This is a genomic window from Porphyromonas canoris, assembly GCF_000765975.1.
GTDB lineage: Bacteria > Bacteroidota > Bacteroidia > Bacteroidales > Porphyromonadaceae > Porphyromonas_A > Porphyromonas_A canoris.
In genome coordinates, this window is record NZ_JQZX01000008.1 from 150,853 (window position 1) to 170,404 (window position 19,552).

General features: G+C 43.9%; 16 protein-coding genes, 1 tRNA gene and 1 pseudogene. 1 reads left to right on the forward strand and 17 read right to left on the reverse strand.

What is annotated here, in order from left to right:
- Positions 1-29: 29 nt before the first annotated feature.
- The 9 genes and pseudogenes from HQ29_RS03625 to HQ29_RS03655 form a co-directional block, all read right to left on the reverse strand.
- Complete coding sequence (locus tag HQ29_RS03625; RefSeq protein ID WP_036791224.1) at positions 30-452, reverse strand: hypothetical protein; 423 nt, start codon at positions 450-452, stop codon at positions 30-32.
- A gap of 1 nt (position 453) precedes the next feature.
- On the reverse strand, positions 454-2,736 hold the full coding sequence (locus HQ29_RS09850) for a TIR domain-containing protein (protein WP_316930805.1): 2,283 nt from the start codon (positions 2,734-2,736) through the stop codon (positions 454-456).
- A 168-nt stretch (positions 2,737-2,904) separates the two neighbouring features.
- A pseudogene (locus HQ29_RS10660) lies at positions 2,905-3,399 on the reverse strand (leucine-rich repeat domain-containing protein); the annotation flags it as partial.
- A 15-nt stretch (positions 3,400-3,414) separates the two neighbouring features.
- Positions 3,415-4,134 (reverse strand): leucine-rich repeat domain-containing protein, encoded by a 720-nt coding sequence (locus HQ29_RS09855; protein ID WP_052089772.1) that lies wholly within the window; start codon positions 4,132-4,134, stop codon positions 3,415-3,417.
- Positions 4,135-4,320: 186 nt separating this feature from the next.
- A complete protein-coding gene (gene hutH / locus HQ29_RS03635) occupies positions 4,321-5,820 on the reverse strand; it encodes a histidine ammonia-lyase (protein WP_036867611.1) in 1,500 nt (499 codons plus the stop codon).
- Between the two features lie 26 nt (positions 5,821-5,846).
- Positions 5,847-6,473 (reverse strand): cyclodeaminase/cyclohydrolase family protein, encoded by a 627-nt coding sequence (locus tag HQ29_RS03640; protein WP_036848096.1) that lies wholly within the window; start codon positions 6,471-6,473, stop codon positions 5,847-5,849.
- 40 nt (positions 6,474-6,513) lie between these two features.
- Complete coding sequence (hutI, locus tag HQ29_RS03645) at positions 6,514-7,773, reverse strand: imidazolonepropionase (protein WP_036867613.1); 1,260 nt, start codon at positions 7,771-7,773, stop codon at positions 6,514-6,516.
- Between the two features lie 3 nt (positions 7,774-7,776).
- Entirely contained in the window at positions 7,777-8,682 is a 906-nt protein-coding gene (ftcD, locus tag HQ29_RS03650) for a glutamate formimidoyltransferase (protein WP_036867614.1), read from the reverse strand.
- A 50-nt stretch (positions 8,683-8,732) separates the two neighbouring features.
- Positions 8,733-10,727, reverse strand: coding sequence for a urocanate hydratase (locus tag HQ29_RS03655; RefSeq protein WP_036864214.1), 1,995 nt, complete (start codon positions 10,725-10,727; stop codon positions 8,733-8,735).
- A gap of 310 nt (positions 10,728-11,037) precedes the next feature.
- Between HQ29_RS03655 and HQ29_RS03660 the strand changes: the two genes are divergently transcribed.
- On the forward strand, positions 11,038-11,769 hold the full coding sequence (locus HQ29_RS03660; protein ID WP_036867616.1) for a hypothetical protein: 732 nt from the start codon (positions 11,038-11,040) through the stop codon (positions 11,767-11,769).
- A gap of 110 nt (positions 11,770-11,879) precedes the next feature.
- On the opposite strand, the gene HQ29_RS03665 is transcribed toward HQ29_RS03660, so the two are convergent.
- The 8 genes from HQ29_RS03665 to HQ29_RS03700 all read right to left on the reverse strand — a co-directional run bounded on the left by HQ29_RS03665 (position 11,880) and on the right by HQ29_RS03700 (position 19,457).
- The gene (locus tag HQ29_RS03665) at positions 11,880-12,842 is read right to left on the reverse strand and encodes an alpha/beta hydrolase (protein WP_036867617.1); all 963 of its coding nucleotides are present in this window, start codon (positions 12,840-12,842) and stop codon (positions 11,880-11,882) included.
- Complete coding sequence (locus HQ29_RS03670) at positions 12,839-13,975, reverse strand: DNA polymerase III subunit (protein WP_036867618.1); 1,137 nt, start codon at positions 13,973-13,975, stop codon at positions 12,839-12,841. Before HQ29_RS03670 ends, HQ29_RS03665 begins: the two co-directional genes overlap by 4 nt.
- A 27-nt stretch (positions 13,976-14,002) precedes the next feature.
- Positions 14,003-14,986 carry a dihydroorotate dehydrogenase-like protein gene (locus HQ29_RS03675; protein ID WP_036791253.1) on the reverse strand — a complete coding sequence of 328 codons (984 nt, stop codon included), beginning with the start codon at positions 14,984-14,986 and terminating at the stop codon, positions 14,003-14,005.
- 209 nt (positions 14,987-15,195) lie between these two features.
- Positions 15,196-15,277 (reverse strand) — tRNA-Leu (locus tag HQ29_RS03680).
- Between the two features lie 105 nt (positions 15,278-15,382).
- A complete protein-coding gene (lpxB, locus tag HQ29_RS03685; protein ID WP_036867620.1) occupies positions 15,383-16,534 on the reverse strand; it encodes a lipid-A-disaccharide synthase in 1,152 nt (383 codons plus the stop codon).
- Positions 16,535-16,554: 20 nt separating this feature from the next.
- Positions 16,555-17,319, reverse strand: coding sequence for a 5'/3'-nucleotidase SurE (gene surE / locus HQ29_RS03690; protein ID WP_036791257.1), 765 nt, complete (start codon positions 17,317-17,319; stop codon positions 16,555-16,557).
- 6 nt (positions 17,320-17,325) lie between these two features.
- Complete coding sequence (locus HQ29_RS09860; RefSeq protein WP_052089775.1) at positions 17,326-17,898, reverse strand: FKBP-type peptidyl-prolyl cis-trans isomerase; 573 nt, start codon at positions 17,896-17,898, stop codon at positions 17,326-17,328.
- Positions 17,899-17,912: 14 nt separating this feature from the next.
- Positions 17,913-19,457, reverse strand: a complete 1,545-nt coding sequence (locus HQ29_RS03700) for a glycine--tRNA ligase (protein WP_036848069.1) — start codon at positions 19,455-19,457, stop codon at positions 17,913-17,915.
- Between the last annotated feature and the right edge of the window lie 95 nt (positions 19,458-19,552).

Sequence of the window (19,552 nt, forward strand, 5' to 3'; positions counted from 1 at the left end):
AAAAGCGGATGGCTGTTTGTGCTCTCTCCTTACAGACAATGACAGCTTGCCAAGCAACCTATGAGAATAAGGAGCAATATCGGAAGATAAGGCACGCAAAGGCTTCTGGAAAACAGAGCTTTGCAGTAAGACTTTTTTATTTCGCTTACATCCATGTTGTAGATCTCCTTTAAGGAGAGGGAGTCGTTATCCATCATCTCTACGCTTTCATCGTATAGTTGTCTGTATTTTCTCTCCAATTGTAGATAATAGGCATCTATCAGGGCAAACAATATGGTGGCAAGCAAGGCAGAAAGGATGCAGAAATACTCCCTGTTGGCTGTATATAAAGATCCTAAGATGGCTACTACCGCAACGGTAAAACCCTTTATCTGAAAAGAGTTGCTTGCCATTCTGTTGATTGCTCCTTGAATAAATTCCAAGTGTTGTCTCTTGTATTCTTCTCGTCCCATTTTAGTTGTATTTGTTGGTGAATATCTTTTCGTTTAGTTCTTCTACCGCTTTTCTCCAATTCTCACTTCTGCAAGCATTGTAGTTATCAGGATTACTGCCTTTATTCCAATCCGGAAAGCTTATTTCAGCCCCTTTGAGTACAGCATAATGCTTGGATATATCATTCATTGTCCATGTGCAGGGCTTTATGATGATAGGGATAAGGGGCTTATTATGTTCTTTTATAAGAGGAAGTTCTACATCTCTAATATAATCTGTTGAGATATAATTCTGGCTCACAAGGGCTATCACATAGTCTGCTTCTATGATTTTTTCTTTGATCACTTCATGTATAAGATCTCCCGGAGTAGTAGTTTTGTCATAGTACACCTCTATTTTTTCCTCTCTTATCATATCGGTCAAAAACTTATTTAGCTCATTTAGGTCATCAATATCACTTTTAGAGTAAGATATAAATATCCGTTTGATGCTCCTAAGATCCGGGTTTATAGAGAAGTGTTTATACCTTTTAGTAGATACTCTTAGCTCCTTTTCCCGATTTATTTCTCCTTCTTGTGTAAGAGGATATGCAGTTATCGTGCTCTTGGTTTGTTCCGGATCATCCAACTTTTGAAGCTTAACATAAAGTTGTCCTTCCGGCTTGAGTTTGGGATCATAACAAGAGATATAAAGATCGGGGATAGGATTTTTCTGACGCTCTAATTTCAGTTCCTGCTTTATTCTATTTCTAATCTCTAATTCTCTTTGTGTCTTGTTTTCAGATTCTCGTTCTCTTTGAGAAAATTTTGGGGTCTCAGACTCTATACCTTTTTGTAAAGGTCTTTTATCCCAATAGAAGCAGAAGAGATCCAAGAAAATCTCCTCTTCTATTTCAACAACTTTTGTCTGTTTCCCTTTAGGAAGAGGGTTGATGTAAACCTCTATCTTAAGTTTTTCAAAGTCTAAAGCAATCCAAACCATATATTCCCCTCTTAGAGTAAAGATGAGTTGGTCTCTCCAGTATCTTTTTAGCTCATTTTCTCCACTTCCATAGTAGCAGATCAGCTGATTGATAAGTCCAAATGGAATAAAACTTTCAAACTTAAGTGTAAAGTTCGGAGCAAGGAACCCAATGGTAAGCCAGCTGTATGCTTCTTCCTCTTCTGCAAGAGGAAGATAACCGGGGATAATATATACTCCTTTCTTTTGATCGTGAAAAATCACTTTTTCAATCTCGAGCAGGCGAAGCAAAAGAGGATCTTTCTCGAAAACTTCTTTCATATTTGCTTTGGGAACTCTCCCTTTCATCTGCTTCATACTATCCTTGCTAAGAATAGAGTGGATATGCTCTACTGTTTTTACCGGATTTAGCCACACCACATTTTCAAGCTCTTTATCCCCTCTATAATATAGGATTTCTCCTTTTCTATAGAGTTGGTAAAGTTTTGCTTTTAAGAGACTCTCTTTACTCTCTTTATAACTAGGAAATAGCTCTCTTATTTCTCTACAATTATATCCTGTTTCTTTTTGAAGAGATTGTATTTTCTTATACAACTTTATTTGACTTTCAGGATACTGTTTCTGTGTATCCTTTTTCTCTATTTCACTTTTTAGTCTAAACACCAAGTAGCGAAGAGCATTATTGTATCCTTTTCTTCTTTCTTTTCTTTTTCTTTTTTCTTCTTTTTCGGACTCTTTAGTATCGGGTAACGAGATAAAAAACTGCTCTATTACTTGAGGTGCTGTTTTCTCTATTGTTTTTTGTTTGGAATTATCTGCATGAGTCTGTATCACAAAAGTATCTTCTTCCTCTTCTTCTTTGGACTGATATAGTTCCTTTCTCTGAGAAGCATATTGGATTTGAGAAAGCCAATAGGCTCTGTTAAAGTTCAAAATATTGATACCTTCTCTGTCTTTTCCTTTTTTGTTTCGATCTGTCTTATCACACCAAAAAAGCATATTTAGAGCATTATTGGAAAAGAATACTTGATAGATACCATGGTAATAATCTTGCCCTCCAAAGTCATAAAAATTTATCTTTGGGAAGCTTTCTTTTTGGGACTTAAATATCTGTAAAATGTGAGTACTTCCATTCAATGTATATTTCTTATCATAATATCTCAAAAAAGTACTCTTTCCCGCTTCATGATTCCCGAGTAACATTACTTTGTAAGGATACTCAAATTCCTCTTTTTTTTCTTTTTTCTCAGAAAGTAGATTTAGGATATCGTTTTTATGATTTGTAAATGGAGCTAAAATAATTCCTTCTTCGTATAGAAATGGATTCCCATTGATTTGCAGCATTGATATTCGTTGTAATGTGCCAGGTAAAAGCTCTATAATGTTTTTTATGTTATTATTTGAAAGATATAATGACTTTAAGTGGTTAAGGTTTTTAAGGTCTTTAATCTCTTCTAACTTATTGTTTGATAGATATAGACAATCTATATAGATGAGTTCATCAAGACCTTCTATCTTGCTTAATTGGTTATTAGAGAGAGATAACTCATGTAAATTTTTAAGGCTGCCAAGATTTTCAATTTTATTCAAATCATTATTGGAGATAGATAGTCTACTCAAGTTTGTAAGCTCATTAAGACCTTCTATTTTGCTCAAATTATTGTTTTCTAGAAAAAGGTCTTTCAACTTTTTAAGCTCATTAAGACCCTCTATTTTATTTATATTATTTTGGGAAAGATATAAACTATTTAAACTTACAAGATTGCTTAGGCCACTTATTGCAAATATTTGATTGTTAGACAGAGAAATGTGATTAAGTTTTGGAAGATTATTAAGTCCTTCTATTCTAGCAATCTGATTATAAGAAAGATCTAGGCTCTCCAATTTTGTCAATCTATTAAGTCCAGATATTTTATCTATTTGATTATGAGAGAGGTGAAGATATTTTAAGCTTACAGAGTCTTCAAGATTCTCTATTGAAGTTAGTTGGTTGTTAGATAGGTATAGAGTATATAGTTTTTTTTATTGATTGAGCCCTTCTATTTTAGTTATCTGATTATGGGAAAGATCTAAAATTGTTAATTCAATAAGTCCATCAAAACCTTCTATTCTAGCTATTTGATTATAAGAAAGATCTAGGTTCTCTAATTTTGTCAATTCATTGAGTCTAGATATTTTACCTATTTGATTGTGAGAAAGAACTAGAGAACGCAATTTTGTCAGTCCGTCAATATTATCAATATTGTTTAATCGGTTATTTGAGAGGTAGAGAATTTCTAAATTTTCTAATTCTTTAAAGTCTCGAATCTTACCGATTTGATTGTTTGATAGATTTAGTAATTCCAGATTGTTAAGTCCATTAGAATTTTTAATCTCATATATTTGATTATTTGACAGATTTAGACGTTTTAAGTTTGTGAGTTTTATGAAACTCTCAAATTCATACAGCTGATTATTTGATAGATCTAAATTTTTTAATCTTGAGAGATTTTTTATCTTATCAATCTTTTTAAGATTGTTTAAGGAAAGATTCAAGTCTTCTAGAAAAGGAAATAAATCTATATTTTCAAACTCTTCTATATTTGAACGAATTAAAGATAACCTTACAACCTCTCCATTTGTGTCCAGCTGAAAGTATTTTTTATGCTTATAATTTACTTCAAGACCGGTCATATTTTCAAGCGTGATGCTATACTTTTTTTCAAGTTTAAGGATTGAGTTCGGTTTGTGTGTTCTATCCATATTGAGATATAAAGGGGAAGATAACGTTGTAATAAAATGTAGAGCTAAAGGTAGTAAATAATAAGAGAAGTTAAGACTATTTTAATAGATAAGTTTCTGATAGCAAAACGGATAATAAAAACAGCGTCCGCAATCTTGAAAGATGCGGACGCTGAAGTATGAAAGTCGGTATATCTGAATGTGAAATTACATTGCGATGAAAGGATAGGTCTGAACGAAGCGATAAGCATCTTCTATCTGTTGGTACATCACAACGTCGTCCTCCACTCTCGGTACTACGGTACGGAACTCTTTGAGAAGAGCTTCGAGAACAGGGGAGGTAGTAGCCGGACGGCGGAACTCAAAGGCTTGTGCTGCATTCATAAGCTCTATACCGAAGATGCGATAGAGGTTGTCTATGAGCGGTAGAAGCTTTGTGGCTGCATTGGCACCCATGGAGACGTGATCTTCTTGATTGTTCGAGCTGACGATGGAGTCGGATGCAGCGTTGAAGCAGTACATCTTGTTCTGACTCACCATAGAGGCTGCGGCGTATTGCGGAATCATGAAACCGGAGTTGAGTCCCGGCTTTGCCACAAGAAATTCGGGCAGATCGCGCAGACCGAAGATGAGTTGAGCCACACGGCGTTCGGAGATATTTCCCAGCTCGGCAAGTGCAAGAGCAAGGAAGTCGTATACGATAGCCAACGGCTGACCATGGAAGTTGCCTCCCGAAAGGATCATATCCTGATCGGGGAATATGGTCGGGTTGTCCGTTACGCCATTGATCTCCTCTTCCACAACACGGCGAACGTGTGCGATGGCATCGTATGATGCTCCGTGTACTTGAGGAATACAGCGGAAAGAGTACGGATCTTGCACGTATGGTTTCGGCTCACGGATGTGAGTGCTGCCTTCGAGAATCTTTCTCATGTGGCGTGCGATCTCCACTTGTCCCTTATGGTTGCGGATGGTGTGCAGCTCTTCCGTGAAAGGAGCATCCAGTCCGTTGAATCCTTCAAGAGATAGAGCCGCTATACCGGTAGCCATGGTGAGAATCTTTTTTGCCTGTATGAGGGCATAGACTCCATGGGAAGACATGAACTGCGTACCATTGAGCAGGGCGAGTCCTTCCTTACTTTTGAGCGTAACAAGGGCGATACCTGCCTCTGCCAGTGCTTCTTTCGCCGGTACTCTTGCGCCTTTGTAGAACACTTCTCCGTATCCGATCATCGGCAAGAAGAGGTTGGCAAGAGGAGCGAGGTCGCCTGATGCTCCGAGAGAACCTCTGTCGAACACCACCGGAGTGATGTCTTTGTTGAGCATCTCCACGATCCACTCTACCGTACAAAGCTGCACGCCACTATGCCCGAAGGATAGTGCGTGTGCTTTAAGAAGCATCATCAGGCGGACGATCTCTTTTTTGACCTCTTTCCCTGTACTGCAGGCGTGGCTCTTGATGAGGTTTTCTTGCAGCGTGGTAAGGTCTTCGGAAGAGATGCTTCTGTTACAAAGAGAGCCAAATCCGGTAGTGATACCATACAACGGACGGTCTGAAGTGGCAACCTTTCGGTCGAGATACTCCCGACAATGCTCTATCTTCTGAATGGCTTCCGGTACCAACTCCACGATATGAGGGTAGAGGATGAACTCCTCCAACTGCTCGATGGTAAGGTCTGTACCGCCTACAATAATCTTTCTTTCCATAACAAATGGGGTTGTCTGTATCTCTATTATTGTAGAGATACCTTTGTTTTCTCGAAGATGACCTTCTCTCTTGCGATGGCATCGGCTTCCAAGCGATCTGCTTCTTCTGCCAAAGTACGCACAAACTCCTGATCGGTGATAGAGGTGAGGTTGATACGAACATTGAGGAGTGCGCCCAAGACTGCGGTGCGAGCACACATCATTGCCACACAACCATCGGTAATGGCGTTGTTGTTACCCTTTGCCACAACAGTCTCGGCAAGGGTTAGCAGTTCGTATGCACGTCTTGCCACCGCCATCGGGATATTGGCTGCAAGTTTGGTACGCTCCTGTATCTGTTCGGTACGATAGGCTTTCTCTTCGTCTGTTTCCTTGGGAAGCTTGAATGCTTCAAATACCAAGCGGTAAGCATCGCTGTCTCTGTCGATGTCTGCGATGAGTTCTTGGCGAAGAGCTTCAGCCTTGACAGCCAACTCTTTCATCTCCTCTTCTACATCCACATAACGCTTCTTGCCAATGGTGAGATTGGCAACCATCTGAGCGAGTGCACCTGCTATGGCACCATTCAGAGCAGAGATACTGCCACCTCCGGGTACAGGTTCCGAACCTGCGGTTTCAAGTATAAATTCTTGTATGTTTAAGTCTTTAAGCATTGTCTTAGGGGAATAAATTAGTTTGAGTTTTGTATAGAAATCAGATTACAGGGTAACGAACACCACTCTTGATGGTGTCTCGTACCAGATTCATACCGAAGTGGTAGGAGAGGAACTTGTATGAGGGGAAGCGGATAATAGCCATGTCGGCTTGCTTGCCTACCTGAATACTGCCCACTTGATCGGCACGACCTATTGCCGCAGCACCATTGATGGTAAGAGCGGTAATGGCTTCCTCTACTGTCATATTCATGTATATGGTGGCAAGAGCGATCATAAGAGGAACGGAAGAGGAGAAACAGCTGCCCGGATTGAGGTCTGAAGCCATTGCCACAGCACAGCCGGCATCTATCATCTTGCGGGCTGGTGCATACTCTGCTTTCAAGGAGAATGCCGTACAAGGCAGTACGGTGGCTACGGTGTTGCTGTCTGCCATTGCGGCAATACCTTTATCCGAGATTTGAAGCAGGTGGTCTGCCGACAAGCATCCCAGCTCTGCAGCAACTTCCGCTCCTCCAAAAGGTACAATCTCATCGGCGTGCATCTTTACCGCAAAGCCCATCTTCTTGGCTCCATTGAGCAGTACACGCGTCTGTTCGTGATCGAATACTCCTTTTTCTGTGAAGATGTCGCAACACTCTGCAAGGTTGCGTTCTTTTACCACAGGCATGACCTTGTCAAGCAGGAAGTGGATAAACTCCATCTCTTTCCCCTTGTATTCGGGAGGAGTATCGTGTGCCCCCATGAATGTGGAGTAGAGAGATATAGGATGTGTACGCTCTAACTCTGCCACGGCTTCAAGCTGACGGATCTCTGTCTCCAGGTCCATACCGTAGCCGCTCTTGGCTTCCACTGTGGTAACACCTTGTCTGAGCATGGCATCGAGATGCGATCTTCCGGAAGCGGTAAGCTCTTCAAGGGTCGCATTGCGAGTGGCTCGCATAGTGCTGGCAATACCACCACCGCGCTCCATGATACTCATATAGCTGTCTCCTGCAAGTCTCCACTGAAACTCGTCTTCTCTATACCCACCAAAGACAAGATGGGTATGGCTATCGACAAATCCGGGAAGGATGCAACACCCCGAAGCATCTACTTCATGACAGCCACGGGTCTCCTCTTCGGAGACACCCGCCATGCTGCCAACGTATGTTACGATGCCGTCGCGAGCTATGATGGCAGCAGGACCTTCGATGACACCGATGGCATTCATCTCTTGCGCTCCTCGCTTTGCCTTGTTTCCCTCGCAGGTTACAATCTGAGCAATGTTCTTGATAAAAATATTGCCGATGGGTTTCATCGTTTATTCCATTATTTTGTTTTCCAATACCTGGTCGATAGAGAACTGTTCAAGACCAAGATAGTACTCTGCCACATCTATAAGAGCAGCCATAGGTACAAGACCTACAATCTCAGCACCTACGATCTCCACACCATATCTGCGAGCTTCCATGCGTACCATTTCGTGTGCACGGTAAACGGCAGTCTTTGTGTAGTCGGTGAGGTTCATGGAGACTTGAGTGATGCCTCTTTCTGTGAGCTCTACACCCATTGCCTTACAGAAACGAAGCCCCCCGCCGATGAAGCGAACCTTCTTTGCGATGGCAGATGCAATCTCAAGATCGGAAGTGTTGAGGTTTACATTGTACGCAACAAGAGGCATACGTGCACCTACGGCTACTGTTCCGCTGGTTGGGTGACGTTCTGCCGGACCAAAGTCAGGCTTCCACTCTTCTTGTTTGATCTTTTCTGCCATTCCTTCAAACTCACCCTTACGGATAGCTGCAAGGTTTTCTCTATGAGGTGCAGAGGCAGACTTTTCATAAAGGAATACAGGGATGTTGTAGCGGCTTGCTATTTCCGCTCCTACCTCTTTGGATAGAGCTATGGCATCGTCCACGGTGACATTTTTGATAGGAATGAACGGCACAACATCCACAGCACCCATACGAGGGTGTTGTCCTTCATGTTTTGTAAGGTCTATATGTTGTTGAGCTATCCCAATTGCTTCCAAAACAGCAGCTTTTAGAGGTTCGGGATCTCCAACAACGGTAACTACCGTGCGATTGTGATCCTCATCGCTGCTATAATCAAGAAGTCTGACACCATCCGTAGCACGGAATGGTTGAACAATCTTTTCTATAATCTCTTTGTTGCGACCTTCACTGAAGTTAGGCACGCACTCCATAAGTCTTTTTACAGTTGCCATCTTAAATTGTGGTTGAATGTGAAAATTGTTTGTATTTAGTTTTATAGGTTTTATTTCAGAAGATTGTCGAGGAGAGTATCATCAACAAGATAAGGAATGGTGATATGGTATCCCTCTCCGGCATGTGTGCGGTTGAACTCTTCGGAGGTACTCATGGCATTCTCATTGCGAGCCCATGAACGTCTGGCTACACCACCCATAACGTCCCACAACATTGCTGTGCGGAGAATGGTATCGACACGTTCGGAGCCGTCCAAGACCATACCAAATCCGCCGTTGATACTTTTACCGATACCAACGCCACCACCATTGTGAAGAGCGATAAGGCTCATACCACGAGCGGCATTGCCTGCAAAGCACTGTACTGCCATGTCTGCCATCACGTTTGAACCATCTTTGATGTTCGATGTCTCACGGAAAGGAGAGTCTGTTCCGGCAGTATCGTGGTGATCTCGTCCCAACATGATAGGACCGACTTTGCCTTCACGCACCATCTGATTGAAGCGTAAAGCTATCTGCTGTCTGCCTACCGCATCCTGATAGAGGATACGAGCCTTTGTCCCAACTACAAGAGCATTCTTTTCTGCATCTCGTATCCAAATATAGTTGTCTCGGTCTTGCTCTCTGCGATCCGGATTTATACACTCCATGGCAGCGTGGTCTGTTGCACGAAGATCTTCTTCTTTTCCGGACAGACATACCCAACGGAACGGGCCATAACCATAGTCGAACAGCTCCGGACCCATTATATCTTCAACATAGCTTGGCCATATAAAGCCGTCTTTATCGTCAATGCCGTTTTTGGAGATCTCTTGCACTCCGCTGTCGTAGATTGCTTTCATGAACGCATTACCATAGTCGAAGAAGTATGTGCCCTTTGCCACCAATCCTTTGATCACTTCATAGTGGCGTCTTAGGCTTCTATCCACCGCAGCGGCAAAGGCATCCCGATCTTCTTTTAGAAGTTTTGTGCGCTCTTCAAAAGAGAGTTCCACCGGGCAATATCCTCCTTCATACACGGCATGACAGCTGGTTTGGTCGGAGAGCAGATCTATATGTATGTTCTCTTTAAGAGCATACTCCAACAGATCTACGATATTTCCATGAAATGCAATAGAGATCGGCTCTTTGCTTTCGATACCTTTTCGTGCGATCTCAAATGCTTCTTGTATGGAGTGAGCAATATATTTAACCCATCCTTGAGAGTGGCGTGTAATGATACGTGAATAGTCCACTTCTGCCGTGATGGATACTGCTCCTGCAATGTCAGCAGCTTTCGGTTGAGCTCCACTCATGCCTCCCAATCCGGAAGATATAAAGAGTTTTCCTGCAAGATTGCCTCCTGTCGGGATGTTGAGACGTTGGCGACCTGCATTCAAAAGTGTGTTGAAAGTACCATGCACAATACCTTGAGGACCTATATACATCCATCCTCCGGCTGTCATCTGTCCGTAGTTTGCCACACCCATTTGTGCTGCAATTTCCCAATCTTTGATGTTATCGAACAATCCGATCATCATCGAGTTGGTAATGATTACACGCGGAGCATCCGGCTTGGATGCAAACAATCCAAGAGGATGCCCACTCTCGATGACCAGTGTTTGGTCTTGGGTGAGTTCCTCAAGATATTTCATGATGAGGCGGTACTGCATCCAGTTTTGGCAGACTTGTCCTGTCTCTCCGTAGGTAACAAGTTCGTATGGATACAGCGCAACATCAAAACAGAGATTATTATCTATCATCACTTGGAAAGCCTTCCCTTCCAAGCATTTTCCTTTATACTCATCTACAGATTTTGCTTTCAGATCTCCCTGTGGACGGAAACGATATCCATAAATTTTACCTCTGGTCTTCAACTCTTCCAGAAATTCCGGAGCAAGTTTTTCATGAAGTTCTACGGGAATATATCTTAAAGCATTTTGAAGTGCCACTCTCGTCTGAGCAGGAGTCAGGCGGTAACCACGGTCCGGAGCTCGACGAATGCCTTCTTCAAAAGTCGGATATTGAGGCAGAGAAGCCTCTAACGTAAAAATTTTGGCATCCATATTATGTATTAGGTTATATGTGATTTATTCCATTTTACAAGTATAAGATCCGCTCTTTATGGGGTAAATGGGATCTCAAAAATGTCTCGCAAGATACGAAAAATATAGCACCCCTACAAAAGAAAGGGATGTCAAAGATCTGCTACTCAAAAGCCTTTTTCTTCTTTCTTGAAGAATGGTAATGTTTCAGTGGAAACAGCGGAAAAATTACCCATAGATTGGTATTGGGATACTCTTTACTATTGATGATATTTGCACAAATAAAACGGAAATATTACCAAAAACATAAGAACAAACAACAGACAACATTATGAACAAACATTTAAGCAGGATTTTTCTTCCCCTTCTTCTATTTATGATTGCTCCGGTAGCGAGTGCACACACCATGTGGTTGGAGTCCAAAACGACAGGTGTTGTCGGAGAAGCGCACAAGGTGGAGCTTTTCTTCGGAGAGTTTTCCATGAGTGATAAAACCCCGATAAAGGATTGGTTGAAGGGACTGTGGAGCGGAGAGTTTAAAGTTACCACTCCTTCCGGAGCTGTTATAGATCTGAAGGCAGAGGCGGAAGAAATCTGCTATTCCGCATCTTTTACTCCTACTGAAGAGGGTTGGTACAGAGTACACTACGACTGCTTCTCTCCTACAAAGTGGCAAGGATCGGAGCTGCACTACCTCTCTGTTTTCTGGATAAAGGTGGGAAATCCTAAAGCATCCCCTATGGAAAAGAGTCCTTTCGAGAATGGACTTTCTCTTCTTCCTCCTACACGTTCTGAACAGAATGGCTCTCAAGTCTTCAAGTTCCCTGTTTTCAAGAACAATGAAGTACCCAAAAGAATTGCTCTGAATATCTTGGCAGACAATGGTTGGAGGAAAAACTATTATAGACTTAATGAAGGCATGCTTGAGATGTTGCCTTTGTGGAAAGGACGATATCTGCTCAACGAGGTGATACGTAAGACTTATACCCCGGAAGAGTCTGCTGCAAAGGATGGAGCCAAAGGACTTTACTCCAATATTACTTACTTCTTCGAAGTGCAATAACAGGTAGATGTACTGATTGTTGATATAGAAAAAGGTGTCCCTTAGAACTCGAAAGAGTTTGAAGAGACACCTTTTCTATCTTGTAAAGAGAGTTTGAAGGCTCCGGGTTTTCATATTGGCATTACACGCTCGCACCATTTGAAGAGCTTTTGGTATACCTCCTCTCTGACCTCTTTTGGAGACAATACCAAGTCATGTATGGCATTGGCAATGGGGGAGAAAGTGATGTCTCCGCTTAGTCGCTTGGTATAAGCCCGAATGTGTTCTACATTCAGGATAATATCGGAGGTCATTATTCGACTATCCCATTGTACCGGTGTGAAAGATTTATCCGAACACATCACCAGCATAGGGACCTTTATCTCCGTATGTTCATCCAGATAGCGATGTGCCTGTTCCACTGCCGATACAAAAGCCAGCTTAGTATCACTTGGAACGTGAGGCTTAAGTCTGAGATCATATTTCCACTCTCCATGCTCCGATATGTGCAGAGCTTTTCCATAAAAGTCGGTAAAAGGAACAACGGGTAATGGTAGCTCCGGATATCGGTTGCCGATTTTACTGACCACCGGTAGTACTTTTTGAACTAAAGCACTTATCTGAAAGCCATAAAACGGACTGTTGCAGAATAGGGCATGATACAGATCGCTATCCGGATAGCGAAGTGCATAATAGGTTACCAGCAGCCCTCCGGTGGAGTGTCCGCACAGTAGCACTTTTTTATTACCCTCGCTTCGGATCTGCTCCAATGCCCACTGTATATCCTCATCATACTCTTTAAGATCGCGGACATTGTTGAATAGTTGGTGAGGCATCCAGGAGCGACCATATTTTCGGAGGTCTATCGCATAAAAGTGGTATCCCTTAGAGCAAAATCGCTCTGCCATCTCGGTTTGGAAGAAATAGTCGTTGAAGCCATGGATGTACAACACAGCTTTTTGAGAGGAGGCGTTTGTCTTTCTTCGGACTAACGTGCAGACGACTTTTCCCTCATAGTCTTCCGGTTGAGTTGTTTGGAGCTGTTCAAACTTTTCTCCCAGAATATCTTTTTGGTAAGAAGCTGTCTGTTTCATGCTCTTGCAGAGAAAGATTTGAACAGTTGTAGCATCAAATCAAAGAAAACCATCTTTGCGCTGACATTCTGCATCAGCTCTTTTCGTGCCGTATCTATGGCATCGGAAATCTGTTCCACATTCCTTCCCGAAATCACGCAGGAGAGCTGGCGTACTATCCTAATATTATCTTTTCTGGAATATAGAAGAACCTCCTGATCTTGCTCGGCAGAAGTTAAACCGCATATAAATGCCTCTCGCACGGCATCTGCCAACTCTTTGCAGAGAGCCGTGAGATATTCTCTACTTTCCGTATGCAGTTCTTCACTTTCCTGCTTCATCTCTTTGGCATTTCCTCGCATGGATAGGGTAAGTATCTTGTAAGCTCTAAGAGCTTCTTCCGTTGTCTTTTCTCCACTTTCCAAGAGCATTTTAGCCAAGACAATACTGCCGGAAGATAGGTGAGCTATACGCTTTCCGATCTCTTCCGCAATACCATAATTTTTCACAAGCCATTGAGACATTGTTTCGGGCATTATGGGATGCACCGGAATGCGTTGCACTCTGCTGATAATAGTAGATAAGAGCAGTTCGGGAGCTGTTGCAACAAAAAGAAACTGTACTCCTTTTGGAGGTTCTTCCAGTAATTTTAGGAGTTTGTTGGCGCACGAAATATTCATCTTCTCAGGAAGCCAACAGAGGACTACCCGATAGTCTGCTTCATAAGGACGATAGGATAGTTTCTCTTCGATATACTCCGCCTCTTTAACGGATATGGAGAGTTGGGTATTTTGAAGCGAAAGGGCATCGCCCCACTCTTTATAGGTAAGGCGTGGCTCCTTTGAGAGTTGCTCTCGAAAGAGAGGGAGATAGTCTTCGGACGTTTCAAGTTTATCCTTCTTTACAATAGGATAGAGCGGTAACAGGTCAGGATGAGAAAGAGTATCTACTCTCTTGTATATTGTGCTTTTTTCTTCTTCGCTTCGTCCACGTGCGAGCAAAACCTTTGCGGTGGCAAGAGCGAGGGGAAGTCCTTCTCCTCCATCCCTGTCATAAAAAAGAAGGGCATGAGGAAGAGTGCCGGAAGCAATGTTTTGCTTCAAATAGGCGACACTCTTCTCCTGCCCTATGATATTCTCAAAAGGATCTATCATAAAGATCAATGAGGTGTCCGAACCTGATTAGTTCGGTTTATGGTTGGAGTAGTACTTCATGAACTGTGTACGAAGATACATTGCAGACAACTCATCATCCTTAGCGGAAAGATGTCCCATAAACTCTTTGATGTTATAGTATTTGTGTCTATCCATCCATCGTATCAGTTCACCCAGTACATGAGTGATCAATCCCTCTCCATCTCTGTAGATACTGCTACACATCTGTACCGCAGAAGCACCGGCAAGAAGACCTTTAAGGACACCTTGAGTATCGTGTGCTCCGGAAGAGAGAGCTACATCCATGTCCGGTATGGCGCCGTGTACCAATGCCGTGTAACGCAGAGGATCTTCTATATCTTCAGGACGAGTGAAGATGTTTCCTGACTTTACTCTCATACTTTCGACCTCTATATCCATCGCATAGCTGCGATTAAAGAGAACAACGCCGGCGGCTCCAACCTTTTTAAGGTCGTGTACAAGACGAACAATGTTGGAGAAGTACTTCGGCAGTTTTACGATTACAGGAAGTTTGGTCTGCTTGCATAGTGCATCTACCATCTCTATACACTCTGTCTCCATAGCACCGTAAGGAGAAGAGAAAGAGGTATCTATGCTCATGTAGTTTAGCTCTATGGCATCTGCTCCGGCAGCTTCGATCTCTTTGGCAAAAGATATCCATGAGTCTTTTTTGAAGCAGTTGATGCTTGCGATGACCGGAATGGAAAGCACCTGCTTGGCTTCTCGAAGTAGAGTCAGATGGTTTTCCAGGGCGTTATCTCTGACATAAGCCATAAGATAATCCATGGCTTCCGGAGAGTCTGCTCCTCCATACAAGTGTTCTATATCGCTATCTATCTGCTCTTCAAAGAGAGACTTTAGTACCAGAGCACCTGCTCCTGCCTGTTCGTAGCGAAGCAGATTATGACTTTTAGAGGTAAGTCCTGAGCTGGAGACTATAATGGGGGAAGATAATTGAAGTCCTGCAAAGGTCGTAGATAACTTATCCATACGCTTTATTAGTGTGATTATTTAGATTTCAAGTTCTATATGTTAGTGCAGTCTTTCCGACTCTTCTGTCCTTTTGGACTACACACAACCTCTCTTTTTACTTTAAGATAGGTCGTTACAGAAAACAAAGATAACGAAGATAGGCGAACTATCAAACAGAAAAGCCTGTAAAAGCATTGCTCTTACAGGCTTTCATTTTTCATCTTTCGTGCGGCTGAAGGGACTCGAACCCCCACGTCTCTCGACACTAGATCCTAAGTCTAGCGTGGCTACCAATTACACCACAGCCGCATTTTAGAATCGCACTCAGATGTTCTTCTTTCGTGAGTGCAAAGATAGAGAGGATATTTTAATCTCGCAAGCGTTTGAGCAATATTTTTTCAATTTATTCTTCACTCAGTCTCTTTCGCAAATCTCTTCTGCGGCTCTTTCGGAGGCATCGCTCTCGCCTAATTTTTCGGACACGTTTTCGTATCCGGTCAGCATGGCGTGCATATAGTTCTTGTTTTTCAATATCTTTTCGATCTCCTCTTTAACCCTCTTTGTCGTGAACTTTCCTCCGAAAAGTTCTTGTACCACAGGGCGATCCGCTATAAGATTTACGAGTGAGATAAAGGGAACCGAAAAGAATCTTTTGAATACGAAGTTGGCAAGATAGCCTGCTCCATGCGCATAACAGACCACCTGAGGCGTGCCAAGTAGGCAGGTTTCAAGTGTTGCCGTGCCGGAGGTAACCATGGCGACATGAGAGCGGGAGAGAATATCGAAAGTGTGTCCAAACAGAACAGGATACCCTTTTGCTTCGGGAATAGAAGCGTACAGATCCTCTTTTTGTCCGGGTGCTCCGGCTATAATAATATGGCATCCGCCCTCTACCTCTTCCGCCGCACGTATCATTACCGGCAGGTTGGCACGTATCTCTGCTGTCCTGCTGCCGCAGAGGATTGCGCAGACAGGTTTCCTGTTTATCGTATCGCGCTCTTCGGGATGAATGTTTTTCCCGTTAAGGTGCGGTTTCTCTTGCAGAAAACGCTTTACGCCGGCGAGGGTCGGATTTCCCACATATACCACCTGGTGCAGGTCGTGTTTCTTAAAGAAATCTACCTCAAAAGGCAGGATGCAAAGGACTTTGTCCGTTTGGGTGCGCAGCTTGGCAATACGTTTCTTCTTCCATGCCCACACCTTCGGAGAGATATAATAGTAGAGCCTTGCAGAGGGGAGTTGTTCCTTTACAAATGGGAGGATGTAACGAAAGTTGAATCCCGGATAGTCCACCGGTATCACAACATCAGGCGAAAACTCCAGCAGTGCCTGCTGAACCTTTTTTGCATACTTCCTTATCGTACCCAAGTGTTTCAGCACCTCCCATACACCCATGAATGCCATACCGGAGTAGTGTACTATGGGGGTTTCTCCCGTTGCTTCCGAGAGTGCTTCTCCTCCTACGAATGCAAAGGAAGCGTTGCCGTCTCTTTTCTTTATGGCTCTTACCAGATCCGCCGCATGTGTATCTCCACTGGCTTCTCCGGCTATTATAAAATACTTCATCCCGGATCTCTGTGCGCTCTTTAGATCTCCCAGTGTTTGAGTTCCCTCATCGCTTCGTAGTCTGTAACGTCTATCTTGCAGGGAACAAGTGTTGCAAAGCCTTTTTCAGCTACGGAAAGATCGCAGCCGAGATTGTGCGGCTCATGACTCATCAACGCTCCTGCCATCCAATAGACCTCTTTGCCCATCGGAGTGGTCTGCTTGACGTACTCGTCATAAAACTTCCCGTCTGCCTGGCTGCACAGCCTCATCCCTCTCACTATGGGTACATTCGGGACATTCAGATTGAGATAAGTCCCTTTTGGCAACCCGTCTTTGAGAAGACGGCGAGCCACTGCACGAGCATAGCGACAGCTTTGAAGATAGTCGGAGTCCTGCGTTCCCTCTATGAGAGATACGGCAAAAGAGGGGATGTCGAATATCGTTCCCTCTATTGCAGCTCCAAGTGTACCGGAATAGTTTACACATATACTCTGATTGCCCCCATGATTTATACCGGCGACCACCATATTGGGTCTTTCGGGCAGGATGACGTTCAGAGCCAGTTTGACACAGTCTGCAGGAGTTCCGCTACAACTGTATATCGTGATGCCGGGATCTCTTCGGACGCAGGAGTAATGGATAGGAACGGAGGAGGTTATTGCGCTCGAATAACCGCTGCGAGGCCCATCGGGAGCCACAACCACAATGTCTCCAAGATCTTTCAGGGCGATGATCAGCTCCATCAAGCCCTTGGCGAAGACACCGTCATCGTTGGAGATAAGAATACAAGGACGCTTTTGCATATCGGTTTACTCTCGAAGAATATCTACCAATTCCAAATCGAAGATAAGGGCAGAGCGGGCAGGAATATCCGAAATGCCTCTGTCTCCGTAAGCCAACTGCCAGGGGATCACGACCGTACCCTTCTCTCCGATAGACATATACTGTAAAGCCACCTGCATACCCATGATGACACTGCCCTGTACCTGCATATTGGGACGGACAGCCATGATTTCCATTGCTATCGGTTTCTGCTTAGGCACGTAGTTCGGATCCGTATTCATCACATCCTCGACGTAGCTGGCATTGTCGAATATGGTACCATCCACCAGCTTGCCCACGTATCGGATGCTCACTTTGCTGTTTTGTTTCGGCTTCTTATCCTTTATCTTCGGCGCCATGCGCTGCTTGTAGTAAACGGGATATACCGCAAACGGGAAAGGAATGGCATGGTAAGAAGGATCTTTAGAGATCTTCTCCACATACGCCTCGCTCTTCTTTTGGTTCTCTGTCTGTATCTCTTGAGTGGTGGAAGTCTCACAACCCACGGAGAGGAAAGAGATCAGAGCAACCAGCAACAGGCTGTATATCTTCTTTGTCATAAGCGTTAGGTTTATTATTTAAGTTTTTTGAGCAGGCTCTTCATGCTTACTTTTTCCGCGATGATGCCGTGAAGTCGGTCTATTGCAACACGTTCCTGCGTCATATCGTCTCTGTAACGAATGGTTACGGTATTGTCTTCCAAGCTCTGATGATCAAGCGTGATGCAGAACGGAGTACCTATTGCATCCTGACGACGGTAGCGTTTGCCGATGGAGTCTTTCTCATCGTATCGGCAGGCGAAGTCGTACTTGAGCATCTCCATCACCTCTTGCGCCTTTTCGGGTAAGCCGTCCTTGCGTACCAACGGAAGCACTGCAAGCTTCACCGGAGCCAGTGCAGCCGGCAGGCGAAGCACCACTCTTGTATCCCCCTCTCCGCACTCCTCTTCCGCATAGGAGGCTGCAAGGATGCTCAGGAACATTCTATCCACACCGATGGAGGTCTCAACGACGTAGGGGATATAGCTGTCGTTCAGCTCCGGATCGAAGTAGCGCAACTTCTTCTTGCTGAACTCCTCGTGGCGAGAGAGGTCGAAGTCGGTACGGGAATGGATACCCTCCACCTCCTTAAACCCGAACGGCATCTTAAACTCGATGTCCGAAGCGGCGTTGGCATAGTGTGCCAGCTTTTCGTGATCGTGGAAACGATAATTTTCTGCACCGAATCCCAAAGCCTGATGCCACTTCATCCGAATATCTTTCCACTTTTCATACCACTCCAATTCCGTGCCGGGACGAACGAAGAACTGCATTTCCATCTGCTCGAATTCCCTCATGCGGAAGATGAACTGACGTGCCACGATCTCGTTGCGGAACGCCTTACCGATCTGTGCTATCCCGAAAGGAATCTTCATCCGTCCGGTCTTTTGCACGCTGAGATAGTTCACGAAGATACCCTGAGCCGTTTCCGGGCGCAGATAAACCTTGAACGAGCTGTCTGCCGTAGAGCCCATTTCGGTGGCAAACATGAGGTTGAACTGGCGTATTTCCGTCCAGTTTTTTGTTCCGGATATGGGGCAGACGATGTCCAGTTCCAATATAAGGTTGCGAAGAGCCTCGTAGTCGGAGTCGTTCAGATAGGTAGAGAAGCGTTCGTGTATCGCATTGCGCTGCTCTATGTATCCCATAACACGAGGATTGGTCTGCTTGTACATCTCCTCGTCAAAGCTGTCGCCGAAGCGTTTTGCCGCTTTTTCGACCTCTTTTGCAATCTTATCGTCTATCTTGGCAAGGTGATCTTCGATAAGCACATCCGCTCTGTATCTCTTCTTGGAGTCTTTATTGTCTATGAGAGGATCGTTGAACGCATCCACGTGACCGGAGGCTTTCCATATCTCCGGGTGCATAAAGATGGCAGAGTCTATCCCTACGACATTGTCGTGAAGGAGGGTCATGCTTTCCCACCAATATCTCTTGATGTTGTTCTTTAGCTCGACCCCGTTTTGAGCGTAGTCGTACACCGCGCCCAGTCCGTCATATATCTCGGACGAGGGGAAGACGAATGCGTACTCTTTACAGTGCGATATGAGTTTCTTGAATACCTCTTCTTGTTTTGCCATGGCTACTGTTTATCTTGTTTTTAGTTGTTCTCGAAATCTTTGTGAGATCGCATACGAATCTCAACCTACAAAGATAACCATTTCTTGTAACAAGG

Bases quoted from the DNA above. Each gene is read 5' to 3' on its own strand.
- HQ29_RS03625 (WP_036791224.1), bottom strand. From the start codon at position 452: ATGGGACGAGAAGAATACAAGAGACAACACTTGGAATTTATTCAAGGA.
- HQ29_RS09850 (WP_316930805.1), bottom strand. From the start codon at position 2,736: ATGCTGCAAATCAATGGGAATCCATTTCTATACGAAGAAGGAATTATT.
- HQ29_RS09855 (WP_052089772.1), bottom strand. From the start codon at position 4,134: ATGGATAGAACACACAAACCGAACTCAATCCTTAAACTTGAAAAAAAG.
- hutH (WP_036867611.1), bottom strand. From the start codon at position 5,820: ATGGAAAGAAAGATTATTGTAGGCGGTACAGACCTTACCATCGAGCAG.
- HQ29_RS03640 (WP_036848096.1), bottom strand. From the start codon at position 6,473: ATGCTTAAAGACTTAAACATACAAGAATTTATACTTGAAACCGCAGGT.
- hutI (WP_036867613.1), bottom strand. From the start codon at position 7,773: ATGAAACCCATCGGCAATATTTTTATCAAGAACATTGCTCAGATTGTA.
- ftcD (WP_036867614.1), bottom strand. From the start codon at position 8,682: ATGGCAACTGTAAAAAGACTTATGGAGTGCGTGCCTAACTTCAGTGAA.
- HQ29_RS03655 (WP_036864214.1), bottom strand. From the start codon at position 10,727: ATGGATGCCAAAATTTTTACGTTAGAGGCTTCTCTGCCTCAATATCCG.
- HQ29_RS03660 (WP_036867616.1), top strand. From the start codon at position 11,038: ATGAACAAACATTTAAGCAGGATTTTTCTTCCCCTTCTTCTATTTATG.
- HQ29_RS03665 (WP_036867617.1), bottom strand. From the start codon at position 12,842: ATGAAACAGACAGCTTCTTACCAAAAAGATATTCTGGGAGAAAAGTTT.
- HQ29_RS03670 (WP_036867618.1), bottom strand. From the start codon at position 13,975: ATGATAGATCCTTTTGAGAATATCATAGGGCAGGAGAAGAGTGTCGCC.
- HQ29_RS03675 (WP_036791253.1), bottom strand. From the start codon at position 14,986: ATGGATAAGTTATCTACGACCTTTGCAGGACTTCAATTATCTTCCCCC.
- lpxB (WP_036867620.1), bottom strand. From the start codon at position 16,534: ATGAAGTATTTTATAATAGCCGGAGAAGCCAGTGGAGATACACATGCG.
- surE (WP_036791257.1), bottom strand. From the start codon at position 17,319: ATGCAAAAGCGTCCTTGTATTCTTATCTCCAACGATGACGGTGTCTTC.
- HQ29_RS09860 (WP_052089775.1), bottom strand. From the start codon at position 17,898: ATGACAAAGAAGATATACAGCCTGTTGCTGGTTGCTCTGATCTCTTTC.
- HQ29_RS03700 (WP_036848069.1), bottom strand. From the start codon at position 19,457: ATGGCAAAACAAGAAGAGGTATTCAAGAAACTCATATCGCACTGTAAA.